14 protein-coding genes and 2 pseudogenes are annotated in these 19,908 nt (G+C 55.3%); 5 read left to right on the top strand and 11 right to left on the bottom strand.

Annotated elements, in window-relative coordinates; translation table 11 throughout:
- Positions 1–13 precede the first annotated feature (13 nt).
- Together FIV39_RS14275 and FIV39_RS14270 are read right to left on the bottom strand one after the other, a co-directional pair.
- Positions 14–199, bottom strand: a complete 186-nt coding sequence (locus tag FIV39_RS14275) for an acyl-CoA dehydrogenase C-terminal domain-containing protein (RefSeq protein WP_076961359.1) — start codon at positions 197–199, stop codon at positions 14–16.
- Between the two features lie 228 nt (positions 200–427).
- A pseudogene (locus tag FIV39_RS14270) lies at positions 428–1,606 on the bottom strand (IS3 family transposase).
- Between the two features lie 223 nt (positions 1,607–1,829).
- Here FIV39_RS14270 and FIV39_RS14265 point away from each other — a divergent pair.
- Positions 1,830–2,102, top strand: coding sequence for a response regulator transcription factor (locus FIV39_RS14265; protein WP_081997921.1), 273 nt, complete (start codon positions 1,830–1,832; stop codon positions 2,100–2,102).
- A gap of 435 nt (positions 2,103–2,537) precedes the next feature.
- Here the strand turns inward: FIV39_RS14265 and FIV39_RS14260 are convergent, their stop codons facing one another.
- The 5 genes from FIV39_RS14260 to FIV39_RS14240 all read right to left on the bottom strand — a co-directional run bounded on the left by FIV39_RS14260 (position 2,538) and on the right by FIV39_RS14240 (position 8,384).
- Positions 2,538–3,800 carry an OprD family porin gene (locus tag FIV39_RS14260; RefSeq protein WP_090406400.1) on the bottom strand — a complete coding sequence of 421 codons (1,263 nt, stop codon included), beginning with the start codon at positions 3,798–3,800 and terminating at the stop codon, positions 2,538–2,540.
- 105 nt (positions 3,801–3,905) lie between these two features.
- Entirely contained in the window at positions 3,906–5,081 is a 1,176-nt protein-coding gene (locus FIV39_RS14255) for a 3-hydroxybenzoate 6-monooxygenase (RefSeq protein ID WP_020300857.1), read from the bottom strand.
- Positions 5,078–5,935, bottom strand: a complete 858-nt coding sequence (locus FIV39_RS14250; protein WP_047531075.1) for a fumarylacetoacetate hydrolase family protein — start codon at positions 5,933–5,935, stop codon at positions 5,078–5,080. Before FIV39_RS14250 ends, FIV39_RS14255 begins: the two co-directional genes overlap by 4 nt.
- Positions 5,916–6,977, bottom strand: coding sequence for a cupin domain-containing protein (locus FIV39_RS14245; RefSeq protein WP_047531077.1), 1,062 nt, complete (start codon positions 6,975–6,977; stop codon positions 5,916–5,918). The genes FIV39_RS14250 and FIV39_RS14245 overlap by 20 nt, the downstream gene beginning before the upstream one ends.
- A gap of 18 nt (positions 6,978–6,995) precedes the next feature.
- Entirely contained in the window at positions 6,996–8,384 is a 1,389-nt protein-coding gene (locus FIV39_RS14240) for an MFS transporter (protein ID WP_020300860.1), read from the bottom strand.
- A 265-nt stretch (positions 8,385–8,649) separates the two neighbouring features.
- Here FIV39_RS14240 and FIV39_RS14235 point away from each other — a divergent pair, with 265 nt between their 5' ends.
- A complete protein-coding gene (locus tag FIV39_RS14235) occupies positions 8,650–9,396 on the top strand; it encodes an IclR family transcriptional regulator (protein WP_198712613.1) in 747 nt (248 codons plus the stop codon).
- Positions 9,397–9,410: 14 nt separating this feature from the next.
- Here FIV39_RS14235 and leuD read toward each other — a convergent pair whose 3' ends face one another.
- Positions 9,411–10,055: a 3-isopropylmalate dehydratase small subunit gene (leuD, locus tag FIV39_RS14230; protein WP_020300862.1), complete on the bottom strand. Its 645-nt coding sequence runs from the start codon at positions 10,053–10,055 to the stop codon at positions 9,411–9,413.
- A 6-nt stretch (positions 10,056–10,061) separates the two neighbouring features.
- Entirely contained in the window at positions 10,062–11,474 is a 1,413-nt protein-coding gene (gene leuC / locus FIV39_RS14225; RefSeq protein WP_020300863.1) for a 3-isopropylmalate dehydratase large subunit, read from the bottom strand.
- A 291-nt stretch (positions 11,475–11,765) separates the two neighbouring features.
- Between leuC and FIV39_RS14220 the strand changes: the two genes are divergently transcribed.
- The 3 genes from FIV39_RS14220 to FIV39_RS14210 all read left to right on the top strand — a co-directional run bounded on the left by FIV39_RS14220 (position 11,766) and on the right by FIV39_RS14210 (position 16,409).
- Entirely contained in the window at positions 11,766–13,361 is a 1,596-nt protein-coding gene (locus tag FIV39_RS14220; protein ID WP_032904492.1) for a GMC family oxidoreductase, read from the top strand.
- 49 nt (positions 13,362–13,410) lie between these two features.
- Positions 13,411–14,736 (top strand): NAD(P)-dependent benzaldehyde dehydrogenase MdlD, encoded by a 1,326-nt coding sequence (mdlD, locus tag FIV39_RS14215; protein ID WP_090406403.1) that lies wholly within the window; start codon positions 13,411–13,413, stop codon positions 14,734–14,736.
- A 236-nt stretch (positions 14,737–14,972) separates the two neighbouring features.
- Entirely contained in the window at positions 14,973–16,409 is a 1,437-nt protein-coding gene (locus FIV39_RS14210) for a carotenoid oxygenase family protein (RefSeq protein ID WP_090406405.1), read from the top strand.
- Between the two features lie 155 nt (positions 16,410–16,564).
- Here the strand turns inward: FIV39_RS14210 and FIV39_RS14205 are convergent.
- Both FIV39_RS14205 and FIV39_RS14200 read right to left on the bottom strand, forming a co-directional pair.
- Positions 16,565–18,041: pseudogene (locus FIV39_RS14205) on the bottom strand (aldehyde dehydrogenase family protein).
- A gap of 18 nt (positions 18,042–18,059) precedes the next feature.
- The gene (locus FIV39_RS14200; RefSeq protein ID WP_159440132.1) at positions 18,060–19,856 is read right to left on the bottom strand and encodes an FUSC family protein; all 1,797 of its coding nucleotides are present in this window, start codon (positions 19,854–19,856) and stop codon (positions 18,060–18,062) included.
- Positions 19,857–19,908: the final 52 nt, after the last annotated feature.

Genomic DNA, 19,908 nt, shown 5'->3' with positions numbered 1-19,908 from the left:
CCTGCATTATTCTTTATACAGTATTTAATTCTATTATCAGAACAATATTAAAAGTTTGATGTCCCGCCATCGTGCCTTGCCTCCGCCCTGCAACTAACGCCTGGCGTAACCAAAGCCAGCCAACCAGCACTGGAACGAACAGGCCCAGGTAAGCAGCGGCATTGCAAAGACCAAGGTCAGGTTCGATACCGCCCCCCACAGAATCGCCAGTGCCTTGATTAATTCCGCCGCCAGTACCGATGAATGCCGCAGCCCTGCGGCTTCATCGAGCCTGCGGCGACCTGCTCAGCCGTAAGCGAACGTCCATGTGAGGCTTCCAGCAAGTGCTTACCTATTCAGGCGAGGGAAAGTTTTTCAATGAAGGCCGGGAATTCCGCTAAATGCGGAGTCACCGGGCAAGCAGGGAGGAACCCGCACCCTGTAGTGGTCAACTAATTCCGGACACCTCGATAGGTGATTTTGACGCCATCGCCCGTTCGTAAACGGTCGGTGGCAGATATCCCAGTTTCGAGTGCAGCCGTTCGTTGTTGTAAACCCAACGATGTACTCAGTGATGTCGCGTATCGCCTCGGCATGGTTGGCGTAATCACGTCGCCATACCCGCTCCATTTTCAAGCTCAGAAAGAAGCGCTCCATCACTGCGTATCCCAGCAGTTACCTTTACGGCTCATGCTTTGCTGCATGTCACTTCTTGCCAGTAGCGCTCTGTAGCTCGCACTCGCGTACTGGCTGCCGCGATCCGAGTGGGCGATCAAGCCGGGTGGCGGTTGACGTTGAGCAACCGCCAGCTGCATTGCACTGCACACCAGTTCAGCGGGCATGTTCGGCGCCATTGACCTGCCCACTACCTTGCGTGAGAACAAGTCCAGCACCACAGCCAGATACAACCAGCCACTGCGGGTTCGGATGTAGGTAATGTCTGCTACCCAGGCCTTGTTCGCCGCCTCGGGTTCAAATTGGCGGTTCAATACATTTTCAGCAATCGGCAGGTCATGTTTGCTGTCGGTGGTGTGCACAAATTTACGCTTCCAGGCCGAACGCAGGCCGTTGACGCGCATCATGCGGCGAATCTTGTAAATGCCTACTTGCATACCCTTTGCGCGTAACGCTTTACGCAATGGGCGACTGCCATAACAGCCGCCACTTTCAGCAAACGACGCCTTGAGTTGCAGAGCAACGGGGCAGATCGATGCAGGAGCCCCAGCGCGCTTGTTGGCCTCGTAGAAGCCGGATCGACTAACCCCCAACAAACGGCACACATACGCCACCGAACAAGCCTTCTGTTGCAGCTGGCGAACCAAGCGGTACGTTACTTCAGCTCGCGGGCAAAGAAGGCGGTGGCTTTTTTTAATACATCGTTATCCATCTTGAGCTGACGGTTTTCTTGCTCCAACTGGCGAATACGCTGTTGCTCAGAGGTCAGCGGCTTGCCGATCCCGGCTTGCCCCAACTTCTCGGCCTCATACTGTTGTACCCAGCGTCGAACGGCCGTATCACCAATATCAAGATCACGACAAACCTGTGAAACACTCAGGCCCTGGTCCTTGATCATCTTTACAACTTCCAGCTTGAAGCTGTCGTCGAATACTTTGCGTTTGTCGGTCATGGAGAACTCCTCAATAGGTGTATTTTCCACCTATCGGGGTGTCCGGGGAAATTAGACCACTACACCCTTCACGTAACGAAAAAATCGACGCTGCCTGGTGTCCCCAATTGCACCACTACTACGCCAACGAGCGTGACATAGACTGCAGCGCATTGTTCAGAACACCCATCCCGCACTGGTCAAGTGGTTGCAAAAGATCGCAAGCGAAACGACCAGGCCGGCCATGCAGGCCTCGCTTCACTCAGGTCCGGTTGTGCGCCCGGAGCCCCCTCCAAGCTCTGCTTCACCCAGCCGCCTGCTCACACCCAAGGAGCGAGCGGTCTTGCAACTGCTCGCTCGCAACCTGTCGAACAAGCAGATTGCCCAGGCGTTGAATGTCGCTGGAGAAACCGTGAAATGGCACTTGAAAAACCTCTTTGGAAAATTCCAGGCGAGTACTCGCAAGCATGTCGTGGATCGCACCTACATGTTGGGTATTCTCGAGTTGACTGGCTAACGCCAGGCCTTTGGCCCCTTTCTTCCAATCCCCGCTCTCACAGCCCCCCTGTCTCAATCCACGCCTCCCCCTGACGACGGGGGTGGCCGGCTGTCCTTGACGCAATAGTCTTAGTTCCAGGTTGAGGTTCCGCTCCTGAATCGGGTTAGCCCGGTTGGTATAGCGATGTGTAATTGAAACAAGAGACTTGCCGGCGCGTGCCGGCTATCCACGCACCAATGGTGTCCCGCTACCACATGGACGCGAGCTGTTCCGATGGTGTTGCCGCTGACCGAAAACTGACCCAGTAAAGGCTGATCAGTTTTCAATCAGCGCCAACGCTATGAGCGACTGAGGTAGCAATAGCCCACGATCAGCACGCAGATGAACAGATTAAGATCAATTGACGGACGACATATTTGGCCATTGGCGCGCAGGGTTGGTAAGAGCGCAAGGCTATAGCAGCTTCCAGGTATAACTGAGAACGACGCGATACTCGTCAATATCAGTTCTGTAATTAGACCGCGCTACGGCATCGCGAAGCCTGATACCCAATCCCTTGACAGGCCCGCTCTGGAAAACATAAGACATATCGATATCGCGTTCGCTATCCTTACCCTCATAGCCGCGCCCTGTCTCAACATTGTTCCCCACAACGTATCTAGTCGAAAATAGGAGGCCCGATACACCCGCCGCAGCGAAGTCATAGTCGTAACGCACCTGATAAGACACTTCGTTTTGTGATGAGAAGTCATAAGTAGGTAGTTCATTGGCCAAGGGCGCTATATTGGCGAACACCCGGGGGAACGCGGTGTTACCGTACATTCTTTGGTACCCTACGGTCACAGCATGCCCGGACCTTGCCACCCCAAGGGTGCCATACAAAGCCCGATTATCGACCGCCCCTATTAAATGATCACCATCTTCCACAGCATCATACTGTGCCAACGTACCGGTCACCGACCAACGCCCTACTAACTGCTTATGCTTAATGCCAACATAACTCTGTCGGTAAATGTCCTCCAGTTGGGCGTACCAACCACTGACAGTGGTACGTGACTCATTAAAACTATAGTCACCGCCCATATAATTGAAGGCATCACTGGACGCTGTGCGTTGCGGAATATAGCCCAACATCGCGATCAACTTTTCGTCACCGGCTTCATTTCGTAGACTAGTCGATTTGATTCGCCCGCCTTGAAGGGTCAGCCCAGTAAGTTCGCTGCTCGAAAAGGAGGCCCCCTGATAGGAAGGTGGAAGCAAACGAATATCGCTGAAGGGCAAGACGGGAATGTCTGGTTGAAGTTCACCCAGCCTCAGTTCGGTTTTAGAAAACCTGGCTTTTAAGGTTGGCCCTACGCGACTGTAATCGTCGGCAGGAGCCCCGCTATCCTTAATAGGCAGCAAGCCCGTCCCTACCCGTCCAGGGCCACTATCAAGCTTGAGGCCCAGAGTGGCAATCGCATCAATACCAAAGCCGACCGCGCCTGGGGTATAACCTGATTTGAAATTAAGAATGAAGCCTTGAGCCCACTCTTCTGCCTTGGGTTTCTCGGCCCCGCGAATATCTAAATAGTTACGTTGAAAGTAGTAGTTTCTGGCCTGAAGTGTAGCGGTCGAATCTTTGAAAAAATCGGATTCCTCAGCCCATGCCAAGCCTGGCGTACAAAAACACAGTAACGCCGGCCACACGAGCGGGCCGCAATTTTTGTAGTACATGATTTCACCCTTTTTATTTTTATAGAATGATCATTGCGTACAGCAGAAAGCGACGATCAACCCGGCAACGTGAGCACGTTGAATAATTGACCGTCACTGGGAGTTCTAAATTATCGCGTCATATAACCAGGTGAGACCGGCATATGCTTGTTCAGGGGTGCGTGCGGCGAGCATACCGTTACGCAGTTCGGCTGCCACTCCTTCGGCATGGTAGAACTCTCCATGAACACGTGCCATCACCTGGCAACGGCCAGTGCGAAGGTATCGGCGAGCCTGATATGCCTTAAAAGCTGACTCAAAATCACCCTGACACTTTTCGATTTCCTGTGCGAGTACGACGCCATCTTCCATCGCCATACACGCCCCTTGTGCAAGGTATTGCAACATGGGGTGCGCGGCATCGCCCAGAAGCGTGGTACGTCCCTCACTCCAGTTTTTCACGGGTTCACGATCGCACAATACCCACATCCGCCAGCTTTCAATTTTGGACAGGAGCGTTTGTACGGTGTCACACGTGCCGGCAAACCGACGGCGTAATTCTTCAGGGTCTCCCTCGGTGTTCCAGCCCTCTACATAGCGGTCGCTGTGGAAGACTGCGACCAGGTTGAATAGTTTTCCACCTCGAAGCGGGTACTGGACCAGGTGGGACTTTGGCCCCCCCCAAAGAATCATCGAGTTGCGTCGAAACTCAAGCGGCACGTCCTCAATGGGCAACACCGCCCGGTACGCAATGTGCCCGGAGACCACAGGCGCACCGTCACCGACAATTTTCTCTCTGACTTTCGACCACAATCCATCTGCGCCAATCAGTGCGCAACCCCGAATGGTTTCACCTTGGTCAGTGGTCACGCACACGGACAGGCCATCATCTTCGTAGCCCACCACTTTTGTGGCGATCCTGAAGTCGACATCAGCGGACTCGCGACACGCGGCCAGAAGAACCGAATGCAGGTCCGCACGATGCACCAAGGCGTAGGGATACTTGAAACGTTCCCGAAACGCTGCGCCTGTCGGGATGGTGGTAACCACCTCAGCGCTGACACTGTCCATGAAGATCAAATCATCGGGTAACACGGTCAGTTCGCGTACCTGATCAGCAACGCCGAGCGTCTCCAACACGCGAAAACCGTTAGGACCCACCTGGATCCCCGCACCGACTTCGCGAAACTCTTCGGCCTGTTCGATTAAGAGCGTTTTGAAGCCCTTATGTGAGAGTGCCAGCGCTGCTGCCAGACCGCCAATGCCCCCCCCAATGATTACAATCGGATCTTGTAGGCTCATGACGACACGACCTCGACAACAATTTCACCAATCCCTTCAATTCGTGCTTTGATCTGATCGCCGTGAACAATGGGACCCACACCTTCGGGCGTTCCGGTGTACAACAAATCACCCGGCTCAAGTGTGTAATAGGTCGAGGCGAATTCGATCAGCTCTGCCACGTTCATGATCAAATCCCGTGTATTGGCGTGCTGGCGTTTCTCACCATTAACCTCCAGCAGCAACTCCAAGCCCTGTGGTTCGCTGAGCTCATCAGCCGTGACAAGCCATGGCCCCAACACCGAGTAAGTGTCCAACGATTTGCGCAAGCTTCGCTCTTCAGGCCCGCGGATCGTGATGTCCAGGCCAATGCTGTATCCGGCAACATAGGCCAGTGCGTCTTTCGCCTTCACATCCTTGGCACGCTTGCCAATAACAGCGACTAGCTCGATTTCGTGATCGGTACGGCGCTCTGGAAGATTAATCACAATCGGTTTACTGACACCGATCAGCGAGCTGGTAGCTTTCAGGAAGAGGCCCGTCTCCTGAATTTTGCGGACATTGGCACGTGTAAACGTCTCCGTGTCTGCGATGGCTTCATCAAGGTGAGCTTGATAGTTGACAGGCGCAGCCACAATTTTGCCTGGGTTACCGACGGGGCTAAGCAGCTCGACATCGCTTAACTTGAAGACCGCTGCGCTTCCCTTGGCAAGCGAGATTTCGGGGCGTAGCTCGGCCAGGTTAGCGATCAGCAGGTCATGGCGCGGAAACGGATAACGGGCAGGTGACAAAATACGCAGTGCTTGGGAAACGTCATAGACAATGTCGCCCTCAATCAGGCCCAAACGGTTATCGTTAAACAGACAAATTTTCATGGTTTTCTCCTGGTGTAGTAGTTGCGCTCGGATTGATTTCGCTGCGCCAAAAACCGAGGTGTTCTTGCAACGGTCGATCGGAAAAGCTGAACAGTACGCATTGCTCGTCCGCCTCAAAACAGCGCCATGCCCAACCCGGAAGAACAAATACGTCGTCCTTGCAGGCTGTCCACGTTTGGTCACCGACCTGAACACGCAGGCTGCCTTCAACCACGCAGCAAACAGCTCCGTCGGTTTCACGAAAGCTCGTGCCCTTGAACCCTGCAGGGAACATCTGCATAAAGGCACCCATCGAGCGAATCGGGGACAGCCCATTCGTTGGGTTGGTAAACATCAGTTTGAAACCGTTGCACGCGTCCCACTCATCGACGAGCGACAACTGTTCAAGCGCTGCACGCGTGCGCGAATAGGGGTAGTGAAAAAGTGGGCTGACGGGGCCGCCGTGGGTGTCGCCCACCGGTCTCAGGCCAGCGGCGAATCGCGCATTGGAGTCGCCTGTCGGGCGTGTCAGGACCTGACGTAGATTCGGGTCATCAGCAGAGAAACCGGCGTTGAGCATTTGCACAACAGGCACATCCAGGCCATCCAGCCACATCACAGGTTCCGTGCCCTGCGCACCATGGTCATGAAAAACGTTCGTGGGCGTGATGACAAAGTCACCCGGGTTCATTAGTACCTTTTCGCCATGCACCGTAGTGAACCCACCCTGGCCACTTAAAATCAGTCTTAGCGCAGACGCCGTATGGCGATGACTGGGAGCGACCTCCCCGGGCAGGATCATTTGAATACCCGCATAGAGGGATGACGTTATCTGCGACTTGCCCTGAAACTTAGGGTTTTCTAGGACAAGCACACGGCGCTCCGCATCTTCGGCGGAGATGACCTCACAGGCCATTTTCATATTTTGGCGAATGGTTTCGGCGCGCCAGATTACGGGGTCCGCCGTCTGCTTGGGCTCGCGCGGGGTGAGCCCGCGCAATACCTCCCAGAGGGGCGTCATGTTGTCGTGGGCAATGTGATCTCTAAAGGCATTGTTACTCACAAATATCTCCTTACCTATCTATCGAACTTCGTTCAGCCGTGCATCGCTACGGTCTTGGTTTGCGGTCCGTGCGATGTGGCGACGGACGAGGGTCAGCGCGACAAAAAGAATCAACATCATGGCTGCTATAAAACCGAAGAACCGAGTGCCTGTGCTGGCAAGAATCCAGGGGCCGATGAAAGCGCTCAGCACCGCGCCCAGCCGTCCGAAAGCTGCGGGCAAACCGACGCCACTTGCACGCATTGAGGTAGGGAATATCTGCGCCGCCAGCACGAATAGGATTGCTTGTGTGCCCGGTACGCAGAGGCCGAGCAGCAGCAGGCTAACGGTGATGATAGGGAGCGAATTCGCAGCAGGTTGCAACGGCGTTACCATCAGCGCAGCGCAGCAGGCCAACGCCCCCGCCGCCATGCAGAGCATGGTTTTGCGCGAACCGAAGCGACTGAACAGCCAGCCGCCGCCCACCCCTCCAATCAGGCCACCGAGGCTGAACAACGCCATACTTGCGCTGGACATACTGACGCTGTAACCGGCCTCGACGAACAGGGAGGGGGACCAGGTAAACATGAGGTAGCTAGACAGAATCACGGTAAAGAAAGCGACCGCCAGCACCCGTGTGTCGCCGGCATATTCGCTGGCCATTAACGTTCGCACCGAAGCCTTCTTGACTGCAGCCGCTTCGCCGCTGTCCTCCAACGTGGTGGTCAATGACACCGCATGCCCCAGGTGGCGAATGATGTTCAGGCACGCTGCCGGCTTGATGCCGCGCGCCACCAGAAATCTCAGCGACTCTGGGACGCCAATGATCAGCGTCAGCGCGACGATCAACGGCGCACACCCCGCAATCACGAAAAAACTGCGCCAGCCAAGGGCAGGAAGAATTTGCGCCCCTAACAGGCCAACGACGATACCGCCAAAAGGCAACGCGCTCATCCCGATGGCGAGGGCAAGGCTGCGCCGGCGCAAAGGTGTGTACTCAGCCAGCATTGCCGTGACGTTAGGCATGGCTGCTCCCATGCCCAACGATGCAATCACTCGGCAGACGCCCAGAAAGACGATGTCATCGGCGAGCGCGCCCAATAACGTCATCAGGCCAAACGTTACGCTGGACGCGATGAGGGTCCATTTTCTGCCGATGCGGTCGCCCAACAGGCCCCCGAGGGCCGTCCCCAGTGCCATGGCCACGAAACTGAATCCAAGCACCGGTGCAAAGGCTGCGCGGCTGATACCCCATTCGGCTGAAATGGAGGACAGCGACAGGCTAAGCACCTGCGCGTCCACGCCATCGAACACCATGACGAGGGCGACCAAGAAGAGAATTCGCTTTTGATAGGACGTCCACTCTCCGTGATCGAGAATAGGGGCGATGTCGAGGACGGGGGACGATGGCTGCGCTAGCTGGCTCATGATGGAACCCTCACACCTTAAGGTGTTTTGTATTATTTGTTGTAATACGATAATTATGTTTTTTCCAAAAAGTGTCAACGCTTTTATCTTATGGCGCTATTTTTGTTTTTACTCACCTCGTGGTCGAGCTTGGCGGTAACATGACGGGCTCCGTCAAGCACACCTTTCTAAGGGGGCAGGGTTGATAAAGCAGCAGGTAACCGGCGCGTCAGCCATGCAAGTCTCAGGCGCAGAAGATCCCAAAGGCAGCTCCCAGGATCGCTTGATGCGCCTGCTCGAATTGTTCAGTGGAGACAGCAAATCTGATTGGTCTGTGGACGAAGCGGCGATCGAGTTAGGACTATCGGCGAGCCATACGTACCGTTACTTTCGAACCCTGTCGGGTGCCGGATACATCAGCGCCTTTACCCCGGGGCGCTACGTGCTGGGCCCAGCAATCATCGCGTTGGATAGAAAAATGCGGTTGGGTGATCCGATGATCCAGGCTGCAAGGTTGGTCATGGGTGACATGCTGAATGCGGCCCCCGCTGGCAGCATCGCGATTTTATGCCGGTACTTCCAAGAGCACGTCATGTGCGTGCATGAGGAGTTCACCACCCGTTTCAAGCAAGACATCAGCTATGAGCGCGGCCTCCCAAGGCCCCTTTACCAAGGCGCAGCCTCAAAGGTCATCCTGGCGCACCTGCCATTGCGCCAGGTCAAACCCTACTACGAAGGCGTAACGGGCGAATTCGAGCGCTTTGGCCTTGGGGCCAATTGGGCGCAAGTCAAGCAGACACTGAGATCGCTGAGAAACGAGTCCGTAGTCATCACTTCAGGCGAATTGGGCAATAGCGCTGCGGGTATTTCAGCCGCCGTTTTTGACGATAAACGGGTGATCGGCAGCATCAGCATCGTGATACCCGTCGTCGATGCCTCCCCGGAAGTCAGAACACTGCTCGCGCCTATTGTTGCGAAGGCCGGGGCCGAGATGACGCAGAAAATGACGGTGTTGGCGTCTTCTGGATCATGAAATACACAACGCCGTCAGCTCTCTGGAAACAGCCAAGGCTCGGTGGCGCGTCGCTTGCTTTCGTATAAGCGCACGTCGTCGGCTTGAGCGAGCGTCAGGCTGATTTCATCGAGCCCCAACATCACGCATTTTTTGCGGAATGCATCGATCTCGAAACGGTAGATCACGCCCTCAGGCTGGGAAACGGTTTGGTCCGCTAGATTGATCTCAAGTTGCAACGCAGCATCACGGGCCGCGAGTGAGAACAGGTGATCCATTTCATCCTTGGTCAACACGATGGGCAGCACGCCGTTCTTAAGGCAGTTGCCATAAAAAATATCTGCGAAACTGGTGCTGAGCAGCGCTTTGAACCCGAAATCACGCAAGGCCCACGGCGCGTGCTCGCGGCTCGAACCACAACCGAAATTATCTCGGCACAGCAGGATTTGCGCTGACTTGAACCGGGGCTGGTTGAGCATGAACTGCTCGTTGAGCGGTCGTACCGAGCAGTCGTCCCCAGGTTGGCCTTGGTCTAGATAACGCCAGTTATCGAACAGGTAATCGCCATAGCCATATTTGCTGATCAATTTCATGAATTGCTTCGGCAAAATGGCGTCCGTGTCCACATTGATTCGATCAAGCGGCGCCGCTACTGCACAAAACTGCTTGAATGGTTTCACGGCCTTTCAACTCCTTATCTGGGCAGCGGTTATATCAACGAAATGTCCTGCCAGGGCCGCCGCTGCTGCAGTGACCGGGCTCACGAGGTGAGTTCTGCCACCCTGCCCCTGACGCCCCTCGAAATTGCGATTGGACGTAGATGCACAACGCTCCCCAGGGAGCAGCCGGTCCTCGTTCATTCCCAAGCACATCGAACAACCGGGCTCGCGCCATTCAAACCCAGCGTCGATGAATATCCTGTCCAAGCCCTCGGCTTCAGCCATGGCTTTGACCTGTCCTGATCCCGGCACCACCAATGCTTGTTTGATACGCGTGGATACTTTTTGACCGACTACAACCTGGGCAGCAGCCCGCAGGTCCTCGATGCGTGCATTGGTGCAGGAGCCTATGAAAATCTTGTCGAGCTCGATTGAAACGATGGCTGTGCCCGCTGTAATCCCCATATAGTCGAGCGCGCTGACCAAGGCCTGACGTTTAGCGGGGTCTACTTCGTCCGCGGGGTCGGGCACCTTTTCTAGAACATCGCACACCATTTGCGGAGAAGTTCCCCATGAAACTTGAGGGGCAACTTTTGCTGCATCCAGGTTCACCACCTGTTGGAAAATTGCCCCAGGGTCGCTGTGAAGCGTGCGCCAAAACGTAGCGGCGGCCTCCCAGCCTGCGTCTCGCGGCGCATGAGGTCGGCCGTGCAGGTAGGCCAGTGTGGTCTCGTCTACACCGATCAGCCCGACGCGAGCTCCGGCTTCGATTGCCATATTGCAAAGGGTCATCCGCGCTTCCATGGACATGCTACTGACCGTGCTGCCCGTGAACTCGATTGCATGACCGGTGGCCCCCGCAGTACCGATTTTGCGAATCAAGCTCAGGGCCAAGTCTTTTGCGGTCACGAACGGCTGCAATTCGCCGTCGATCTGAACCTTCATCGCCGCCATGGGTGAAACACGCAGGCACTGGGTGGCGAGAACGTGCTCGATCTCGGAAGTGCCGATGCCAAATGCCAAGGCCGCGAAAGCACCATGGGTACTGGTATGAGAGTCGCCACAGACGATGGTCATTCCCGGAAGACTGGCGCCAGATTCAGGCGCGATGACATGCAAAATGCCCTGCCTTTGATCACCCATTTTAAAGTGGCGCAGGTTCAGGTCATCGCAGTTACGCTCAAGCGTCTGAACCTGAATTTTCGCTACCGGATCCTGAATGCCCAGAGCCAAGTCCCTAGTCGGCACATTGTGGTCCGAGGTGGCGATGATCGTGCCGCTTCGCCAAGGGTTCAGCCCCGCTGCCGATAAACCTTCAAAAGCCTGGGGGCTGGTGACTTCATTGATCAACTGCAGATCAATGTAAAGCATCGCCGAACCGTCCGGGTCATGACGTACGACGTGCGTTTCCCAGAGTTTTTGCAGCAGCGTTTTGGGCACTGGAGGCTCCTCTTGTCAGATCGATCATTACGGACCTGCCTGGCCGGATTGTAGGCAAGCTTGCTCAGACAATATAGAGCGCTTTTATCGTAATGCGCTATTTTTGATTTTTAAAGAGTGGCAAAGTACTATGTGTTGTCCAACTGTACTGTTCAGATTTGTAAAATCTGAACAGCGAAAGCGCCCGCTTAAACGATTCCTGATCTCGGCTTTTGATAGCGATGTCTGATAGGCAGTGCGCTATCCCCCCTCAATACTCATCCGTTCAAGAGCGATCCGCAGTGGGTAAATATGACAACTAAAAGCTTTGACGTGCTGATTGTAGGAAGTGGTGCAGCCGGATGCGTGGTGGCCAGTTATCTGGCCGAGAACAGTCGGGCCAGCATTGCCGTGATCGAAGCCGGCGGCAAGGATTCCGACCCGCTGATCCATATTCCAGCCGGCTTCGGCACCATCCTGGCCAAGGATAAACACGTGTGGACCCATTCCACCGTCGCCCAGCATGGTACTGAGCGACGCTTTCGCTCCGGCAAGGTGTTGGGGGGAGGCACGTCGGTAAATGCCATGGCGTATGTGCGTGGCCAAAAACGCGATTTCGATGCGTGGGACGAAGCCACCGCAGGCGACGGGGACTGGAATCACGCCAGCATGTGGCGTGCCTTCATCGAGCAAGAAAAAAACGACACGTTCCATGATGAACATCATGGCACCCAAGGCAATCTGGCCGTGCAGCTGCCCAAAGGGATCAACGAACTGAACCAGTATTGCCTGAAGGCATTTCAGGAATACGGCCTGCCCTACAATCCGGATTACAACGGCGCCAGCCAGATCGGTGTGTCACCGGTGCAATCGAACATCGAGAACAGTCGCCGTTGCAGTGCCGTAGTCGCGCACCTGCGCCGTCATCTGGAGAGTGGCCGCGTCACCTTGCTGGCGAACACAACGGTCACTCGGGTGCTGATCGATAGCCACCGCGCGGTAGGGGTCGAAATACTCCAGGGCGGGACTACGCAGCAAATCCAGGGCAAGCAGGTCATACTCAGCGCCGGGGCGGTACACAGCCCGAAGATTCTCATGCATTCCGGCATAGGCCCCAAGACCCAGTTGCAGGAATTCGGCATTGAGGTGATGGTCGATTCCCCCGGCGTGGGCGAAAACCTACATGACCACCCTATCGTACCGCTCAGCGCCTATGTGAAAGGGAACTTGGGCTATCAAAGCGTTGCCCAGGGCCTTGGGACGCTGAAGGCAGGGATCCGCTACATCCTGACCAAAGACGGCCCGGCCGCAGGCAGCGGTATCGAGACGGTCAGCTATTGGGATCCCCTGAACTTACAGGGCGACCCTACCGTTCAGTGCTATCACGTACCAATCATTTCCAAAGACGGCTTGAGCCCTACCGGTACGCGCCCCGGCGTGACCTTCGAGTTAGTGGTGCTTCAGCCTAAAAGCCGCGGCTGGGTACGTTTGGCTGACGCTGACCCTACCTCTATGCCGCTGATCAACCCAAATTTCATCGGCCACGAATACGATTTGAAAGTGGCCGTTGAGTCGGTGAAAGCCATGCGCCATGTCCTGACTCAGGAATCGCTAGCGCCGGTGATCGACGAAGAGGTCTCACCGGGTCCCAGCGTGCAATCCGATGAGCAGATTGGCGAATGGGTCAAACGCGTCGCCACCACCATGTGGCACCCGGTCGGCACCTGTCGCATGGGCAAGGACGAAGGTGCCGTCGTTGATGGTCGCCTGCGTGTGAAAGGCGTGGAGCATCTGCGTGTCATCGATGCCTCGATCATGCCCAACATTACTAGCGGCAACACCAACGCGCCCACTCAGGCGCTGGCCCTGCACGCTGCCAAAATGCTCTGTGAAGATTACTTTCGCTGATCTGCGTGACGCTCATAAACATCCACTGAATTCGATAAGGTGACAACCCATGAACTATCCAAGCTCCGAGTCCATCGATGCAGTATTCGAGTCGCAGCGTGCCTATTTCGCCTCCCGCCAAACCCACCCCATCGAGTTTCGCAAACACAGCCTGGAGCGCCTGAAACAGGCAGTGCTCAATCACAAAGAGGCGCTGTACGTCGCACTGGACGAAGATTTAGGAAAACCCAAGGCCGATGTGGACCTCGCGGAGATCGGCGCAGTCCTCCACGAAATCGATTTCGCCCTCGCCCACCTTGACGAGTGGGCGACACCAGAAACGGTACCCACCGCAGACCTGATTGCGCCGTCCCAGTGCTATGTCACGCAAGAGCCCTTTGGCGTTACTTACATCATCGGGCCGTTTAACTACCCCGTAAACCTGACGCTGACGCCGCTGATAGGCGCAATCATTGGCGGCAACACTTGCATCCTTAAGCCCTCCGAAACCACCCCCAACACTTCACTGGTCCTCGAGAAAATCATTCAGGAAGCGTTCTCTCCCAACTACATAGCTGTGGTTCAGGGTGGACGCGATGAGAATACTCACCTGCTGAGCTTGCCGTTCGATTTCATCTTTTTCACGGGCAGCCCTAACGTCGGCAAGATAGTGATGCAGGCAGCCGCCGCGCACCTCACACCAGTGATCCTGGAACTAGGCGGCAAGTGCCCTTTGATTGCCCTGGCCGATGCCGATGTCGATCTGGTGGTGTCGCAGCTGATGTTTGGCAAGTTCATCAACAGCGGCCAGACCTGCATCGCACCGGATTACTTGTACGTCCACAGCAGCATCAAGGATGAACTGCTAACTCGCCTGACGCAGCGCATTCAGCAGGACCTGCCCGACATAGGTTCCACGGGAAAAGTCGTCACGAGCCAACAAGTATCGCGTCTTCAAAAATTGTTGAGCAAGAGCGCGGGCAAGGTGCTGGTCGGCGGCGATGCAGACCCAGAACGGCGCGTATTCAGCGCCACCGTGGTCGACCAAGTGCAATGGGACGATGCGCTGATGGCCGAAGAGCTGTTTGGGCCCATTTTGCCGGTGCTGACTTTTGATTCGGTGGATAATGCAGTCGATCTCATCAATCAACATCACTCCAAACCACTGGCCGTGTATGTGTTCACAGGCCACACAGCCAATGCCAACCCCGTCATCGACCACATTCAAGCCGGCGATGCTCAGGTCAACGGCGTGCTGGTGCACGCGTTTTCGCCATACCTGCCGTTCGGTGGGGTGGGCGGTTCAGGGATGGGCGAATATCACGGCCGATACAGCTACCTGGCATTTACCCACAAAAAGTCTGTACGGATAGTTGAGTCTGGCAAGCCGGTATAAATAAAACACCAACTCCGCGAACCTGAGGCAGGTCAACGGCAGGTATTCTTTGCAATCCTGCCTTGATCGCGCGACCACATAAACCGTGACGAGCTCAACATAAACAACTGCATGTACCTCAGTACCAACACTCCATAAGAATTCGTACTCACAACCCGGAGACAGCAATAACACCAAAGGCTAGCATTCTATTAACCCTTAATAAGACACCCCTATTAGCCTTCGGGAGATACATCATGTGGAACAATAGCAGCCCCTTTTTACAAGGTATTCGCCAACCCCTCTCCAACGAAATCATCGCCAATGAACTTCGCATAGAAGGTACTGTGCCGCCTGAACTTGAGGGCGTGCTTTTTCGAACCGGATCCAACCAGCGTTGGGAGCCTGCTCGCCCTGACCGATACCACTGGTTCGACGGAGATGGCATGGTTCATGGGTTTTATATCAGCAACGGCGCTGTCAACTACCGCAATAAATGGGTGCGCACCGAGGGTTTCAAGGAAGAAGAAGCAGCCGGTAGATCGCTCTACAACGGTATTTACGGGTCTTACGAAGTAGCTCAACCACAGCTTGAAAAGGGGCCGGCTGCCGTCAAGCAAGTAGCCAACGTCAATGTCGTGGAAATCGACGGACGCGTATTGGCTCTGCAAGAGGCGGGTAGACACTATTATGAACTTGACCGAAACACCCTGGAAACCATTGGTACCTTTGATTTCCACGGCGCAATTGATGCACTGGTTACCGCGCATATCCATACCGACGCCGCAAAAAATGAACTACTATTGTATACGGTCGAACCCGAAACCCGCCGATTCGTCTGTGCACTGGCTGACAAAAAAGGGAACATCCTGAAACAGCACGTCGTTACACTTGACGCCCCCGCCTATATTCACGACTTCATGTTCACTGAAAATCATTTTGTCTTCTTCTTTGGGCCCATCAACTGGCGTCCAGAATCACCCGACCGAGTTCCTGCAGGCAAATCTGCGTGGACGTTTGACCCAAAGCAGAGCAATCGAACCCTGGTGGTCCATCGGCAGACCGGTGCAACTCAATGGTTCACCGATGAAGCTTACCAAACCACACACTTCGTCAACGCCTACGAGGAAGATGGCAAAATAATCGTCGACGGCTGCGTCAGTGACCTCCAGTTTGTCGATGATATAAAAGTCGAGAATTTCTTTCCGTTTCCTTTTCCTGACGCTGGACGCTCGCCGTTCACACCTCCCGCGCTGTACCGCTGGACCCTGGATCTCGATGCCGGTCAGATGACACGAGCACGGGTCGGAAATTTCTCCGTCGAATTTCCTAGGATCAATGAAAAACTCCTGGGTGCAAAACACCAATACGGCTACTTTGCCGGTGTACACCAGCCCAAAAGTGACAGCCACGATTTCAATTGCCTGATAAAGCACGATTTTATTTCAGGCAAAACCGAGTACCAAACACTGGAAGGTGACAGGGACGTGTCCCCTGCCGAGCCGATATTCGTGGCCAAACCCGATGCGGTGAGTGAAGACGATGGTTGGTTGCTGGTCGTCTGGTGGGATCCCCAGACAAACAAAAGCGAACTGGTGATCCACGACGCGAGCGACTTCACGGGCGCACCATTGGCACGGGTAAAGCTGGATCATCATATACCGCTGGGTTTTCATGGGAACTGGATCCCATAACCCACCGGTAGAGGTCTAGCCGAGCGTTCTGGCAACAGCAACGCACAACTGACTGCCCTGCAAATAACGTATCGCTGCAGGGCAGTCTTTGTATGAAGGAACGCCCCTTTCAAGGGGCATTCATGCCATACGATCAGTCCACTAAAACCCTGACCTTAAAACGGATAAGCGCGACGTTTGTGTTGCACCGAGATCCAGTGATCGCTGGTCAGCTCCGCGATGATCCAATCGCTGTTGAATCGCCCGATACCACTGTTTTTCTCGCCGCCAAACATGTTGTTCGGATCATCATTGACCGAGATGTCGTTGATGTGAGTCATGCCGGCTTCGATCTGTTGAGCGAAACGTAGGCCTCGACCTTCATCCTTGGTGAACACCGCAGACGACAAGCCGAACTCGGTCTGGTTGGCCAACTCCAGCGCATGTGCCTCGTCACGCGCAGTGATGATCGGCGCTACAGGACAAAATTGCTCAGCCTGGGCCAAGTCACTCATGTTATCGACATTGACGAACACATGAGGCGGCAGTACCTACCCGTGTGCAGCGCCACCGAGCAACAACTCGATGCTTTCGGCTTTCGCCGCCTCGATCCGGGCCACTGCGCCCTCCAACTGGCGACGGTTCATCAGCGGGCCAATGACTGTATCTGCAAGGTCAGGATCGCCGACTTTCAACTGGCGAACGCGCTCGACAAACGCTTCGACGAAATCCTTTTGCAACGAGGCGTCGACGATAATCCGGTTACTGCTCATGCAGATTTGACCTTGGTGCAGGAAGCGCCCCACAACGGCGGCGTGCACCGCCAGATCGAGGTCCGCGTCATCAAGCACCACACACGGAGCATTCCCACCCAACTCCAACCCGACTCGCTTGAGCGTCGGGCCTGTGACTGCCAACGCGCCCAATGTGCCGCCCGACCCGAGTCGATCCCGTGAAGAAGATGAATTTTGGAATCGGGTGCAGGGTAAAGGCATCACCCAAATCAGCCACGTCTCCCACGACCACGTTCAAAACTCCCGGCGGAAAACCGGCCTCTTCGTAAATTTTCGCCAACAACAAACCACCGGTCACCGGCGTATCGTCGGCAGGCTTCACGACGACGGCGTTACCGAGTGCCAGCGCCGGTGCGATAGACCGATTGGAAAGGTGCATCGGCCAGTTCCAGGGACTGATAACCCCGACCACACCCAGTGGTTTACGGTAAACGCGGCTTTCTTTGTCGGGGGTGTCGATTGGCAGAATGCAGCCGACGACTCTCGAAGGCATGGCCGCGGCCGTGATCATGGTCGAACGTACCGCTGACCACTCGATTTCGGCTTTGGTACGCGTGCTGCCTGACTCACGAATCAATCAGTCGACAATTTCTTCGTGCCTGGCTTCCAGTACGCTAACGGCGCGCATGAACAAGGCTGAGCGCTCATTAGGTAACGTCTGCGCCCATGCTTTCTGCGCGGTTGCTGCCGCCTGGTAGGCGTCGTCGAGGTCGCTAACATCACCCAGCGAAAGCTCGGTCAGCAGGGCGTTGTCATAAGGGTTGCGGTTCTCCAGGACCTTGCGCGTACTTCCGGAACGCCAGGCCCCGGCGATGTATTGGCCAGTAAAGTTTTGCCACGGTGTTGGGCGGTCAGACATGGGTGTTCTCCGGTTGATTCAAAGTAGGTCAGCGCCAGTATTCTTCTTGCTTGCCAGCCTGGAAGTCGCGAGGTTTTCCAATTGCTGGTGCAGTGCAAGGGTGTGATGTTCATCAGTTCGGTGGTGAGCGAAAAGCTGAGCAATCGCTGCGCATTCGAACGCAGCAATGAGCCGTGGAGAGGCCTTTTTTTCGAGGCTGATCAGACTTGTCAGAAGACCCCTGACTTGATCATAAATTCGTGCCTGAGCAGGTGGGGCAGGTGTATCCGAGATCTTCAGTGCGAGCCGCGCAATGCGCTTGCACAGGCGCTTGCGCTGGGAGCCTGGCGATGAAGGAACCAACCATCGGTAGGTCAGCACGGCAGTGAACACCCCGCCCAGAATTGCCAACATGTGCGACAGGGTATGTTCAAGGGAGGTGTCTACCTGCAATCCAGGTTGAGCGATTAACAAAAAGGTCATGTTCAGGTCGATGGCCAGTTTTGCTGTACCGGGCCGAGCCATGAGCAACGCTCCGATCATCAAAAACGGTGCGATAACCAAGGCCAGCTCCCACACCGTTCCCACTTCAGGTAACAGCCAAAAACGGCAGGTCACGCCAAGAACGGCTCCAGCGGTCGAGCCAACAAGTACGTCTTTTAACGCCGCACTGGCGTGGCTATGGCTGGAGAACAGCGAGGCGAACAACACGGCCGTCATGACCATCATTGGACCGTCTGACCAACCCAGGCCCCACCACATTGCGGTGGCGATGGACATCGCAATCAAGGGTCTGGAGCCCGCGAGGCATGTTGCGTGCCAGTCGCGCTGTTGAGTTGATTGCAACGCTTCCCTGCCTGGCGTTTCACAAGCATTCAACGCTGCAAAGACGCGTTGTAATTTTTCAACGAACAGCGTGCCTGCGGCAAGGTTTTCAGTGTTTTTGTGGACCTCATTGATCACCGCGAGCACCATTGCAGCTGCCGATTCAGGATGAGTTGCTACCAACAGGTCAGAGGGAAATCGGAGTTTTTCGCCAACATCGAAATGGCTACTTACGAGCAAATCGACAAGCGCGCCCAGCGTGTCGCGAGTGCGAAAGACCCGTAAACGCATTGTTCGAGAACCTGCAGCAATTTCATCCAGGCACAGATCAAGCGCCGCTAGTTCCTGCAACAGCGCACTAAAACTTTTGGCATCGTGTGCAGTGCCTGCCTGCAACCTTTTGAGGCTGTAGTGAACGCTGGCCACAATCAGCGCATCGAGTCGGTTGTACACGGATTCCAGGGACGCGGACTTGCCTGTAAACGTCCATGAAAAACAAGCTGAAGCCAACACGCCGATGACGGTGCAATAGATTCTGCCAAGGGCTAGGTCCACATCGAGCACGGGGTCTTGAATACCAAACAGCGCGACGATCGCTGCGGTGTAGCCTGCCAGCACAAAACCGTAATTTCGAAAATGTCGAAACAGGTTTCCATACCCGGCGCACGCTGCGATCCAGGCTGCCAGTAGGAGCATTAGCCAGTGCTGCTGATCAAAGAACACCGTCAGCAAAAGTCCGCCTGCCATGGCTCCCACCACCGTACCGATCAGCCGCGCGCCGATGCGTTCGATCAAGAGGCCTCGCGTAGGTTGCGCCACCAGCCAGACTGTCATCGCAGCCCACCAAGGATGGTGCAGGTCCAGCATTTGAGCGATGACCAGCGCCAAGAGAGCTGCCGTGGTTGTGTGCAGACTGAAAATCAGTGCTGACCGAGAAGGCCACTGAAGCTCGGGCTGCATGCCAAAACGGCCTATCAAGCGACCGAATGATTGAGTGATCCACTTATTCATTTGATGAACTGACATCCGCAGCCTGATAAGGGAAACGCAGCCGCACGCGGCT

Origin of the sequence: Pseudomonas grimontii, from assembly GCF_007858185.1 — a bacterium.
In the GTDB taxonomy this organism is placed as follows: Bacteria; Pseudomonadota; Gammaproteobacteria; order Pseudomonadales; family Pseudomonadaceae; genus Aquipseudomonas; species Aquipseudomonas grimontii.
This window is presented reverse-complemented; position numbering and strand designations above follow the sequence as displayed.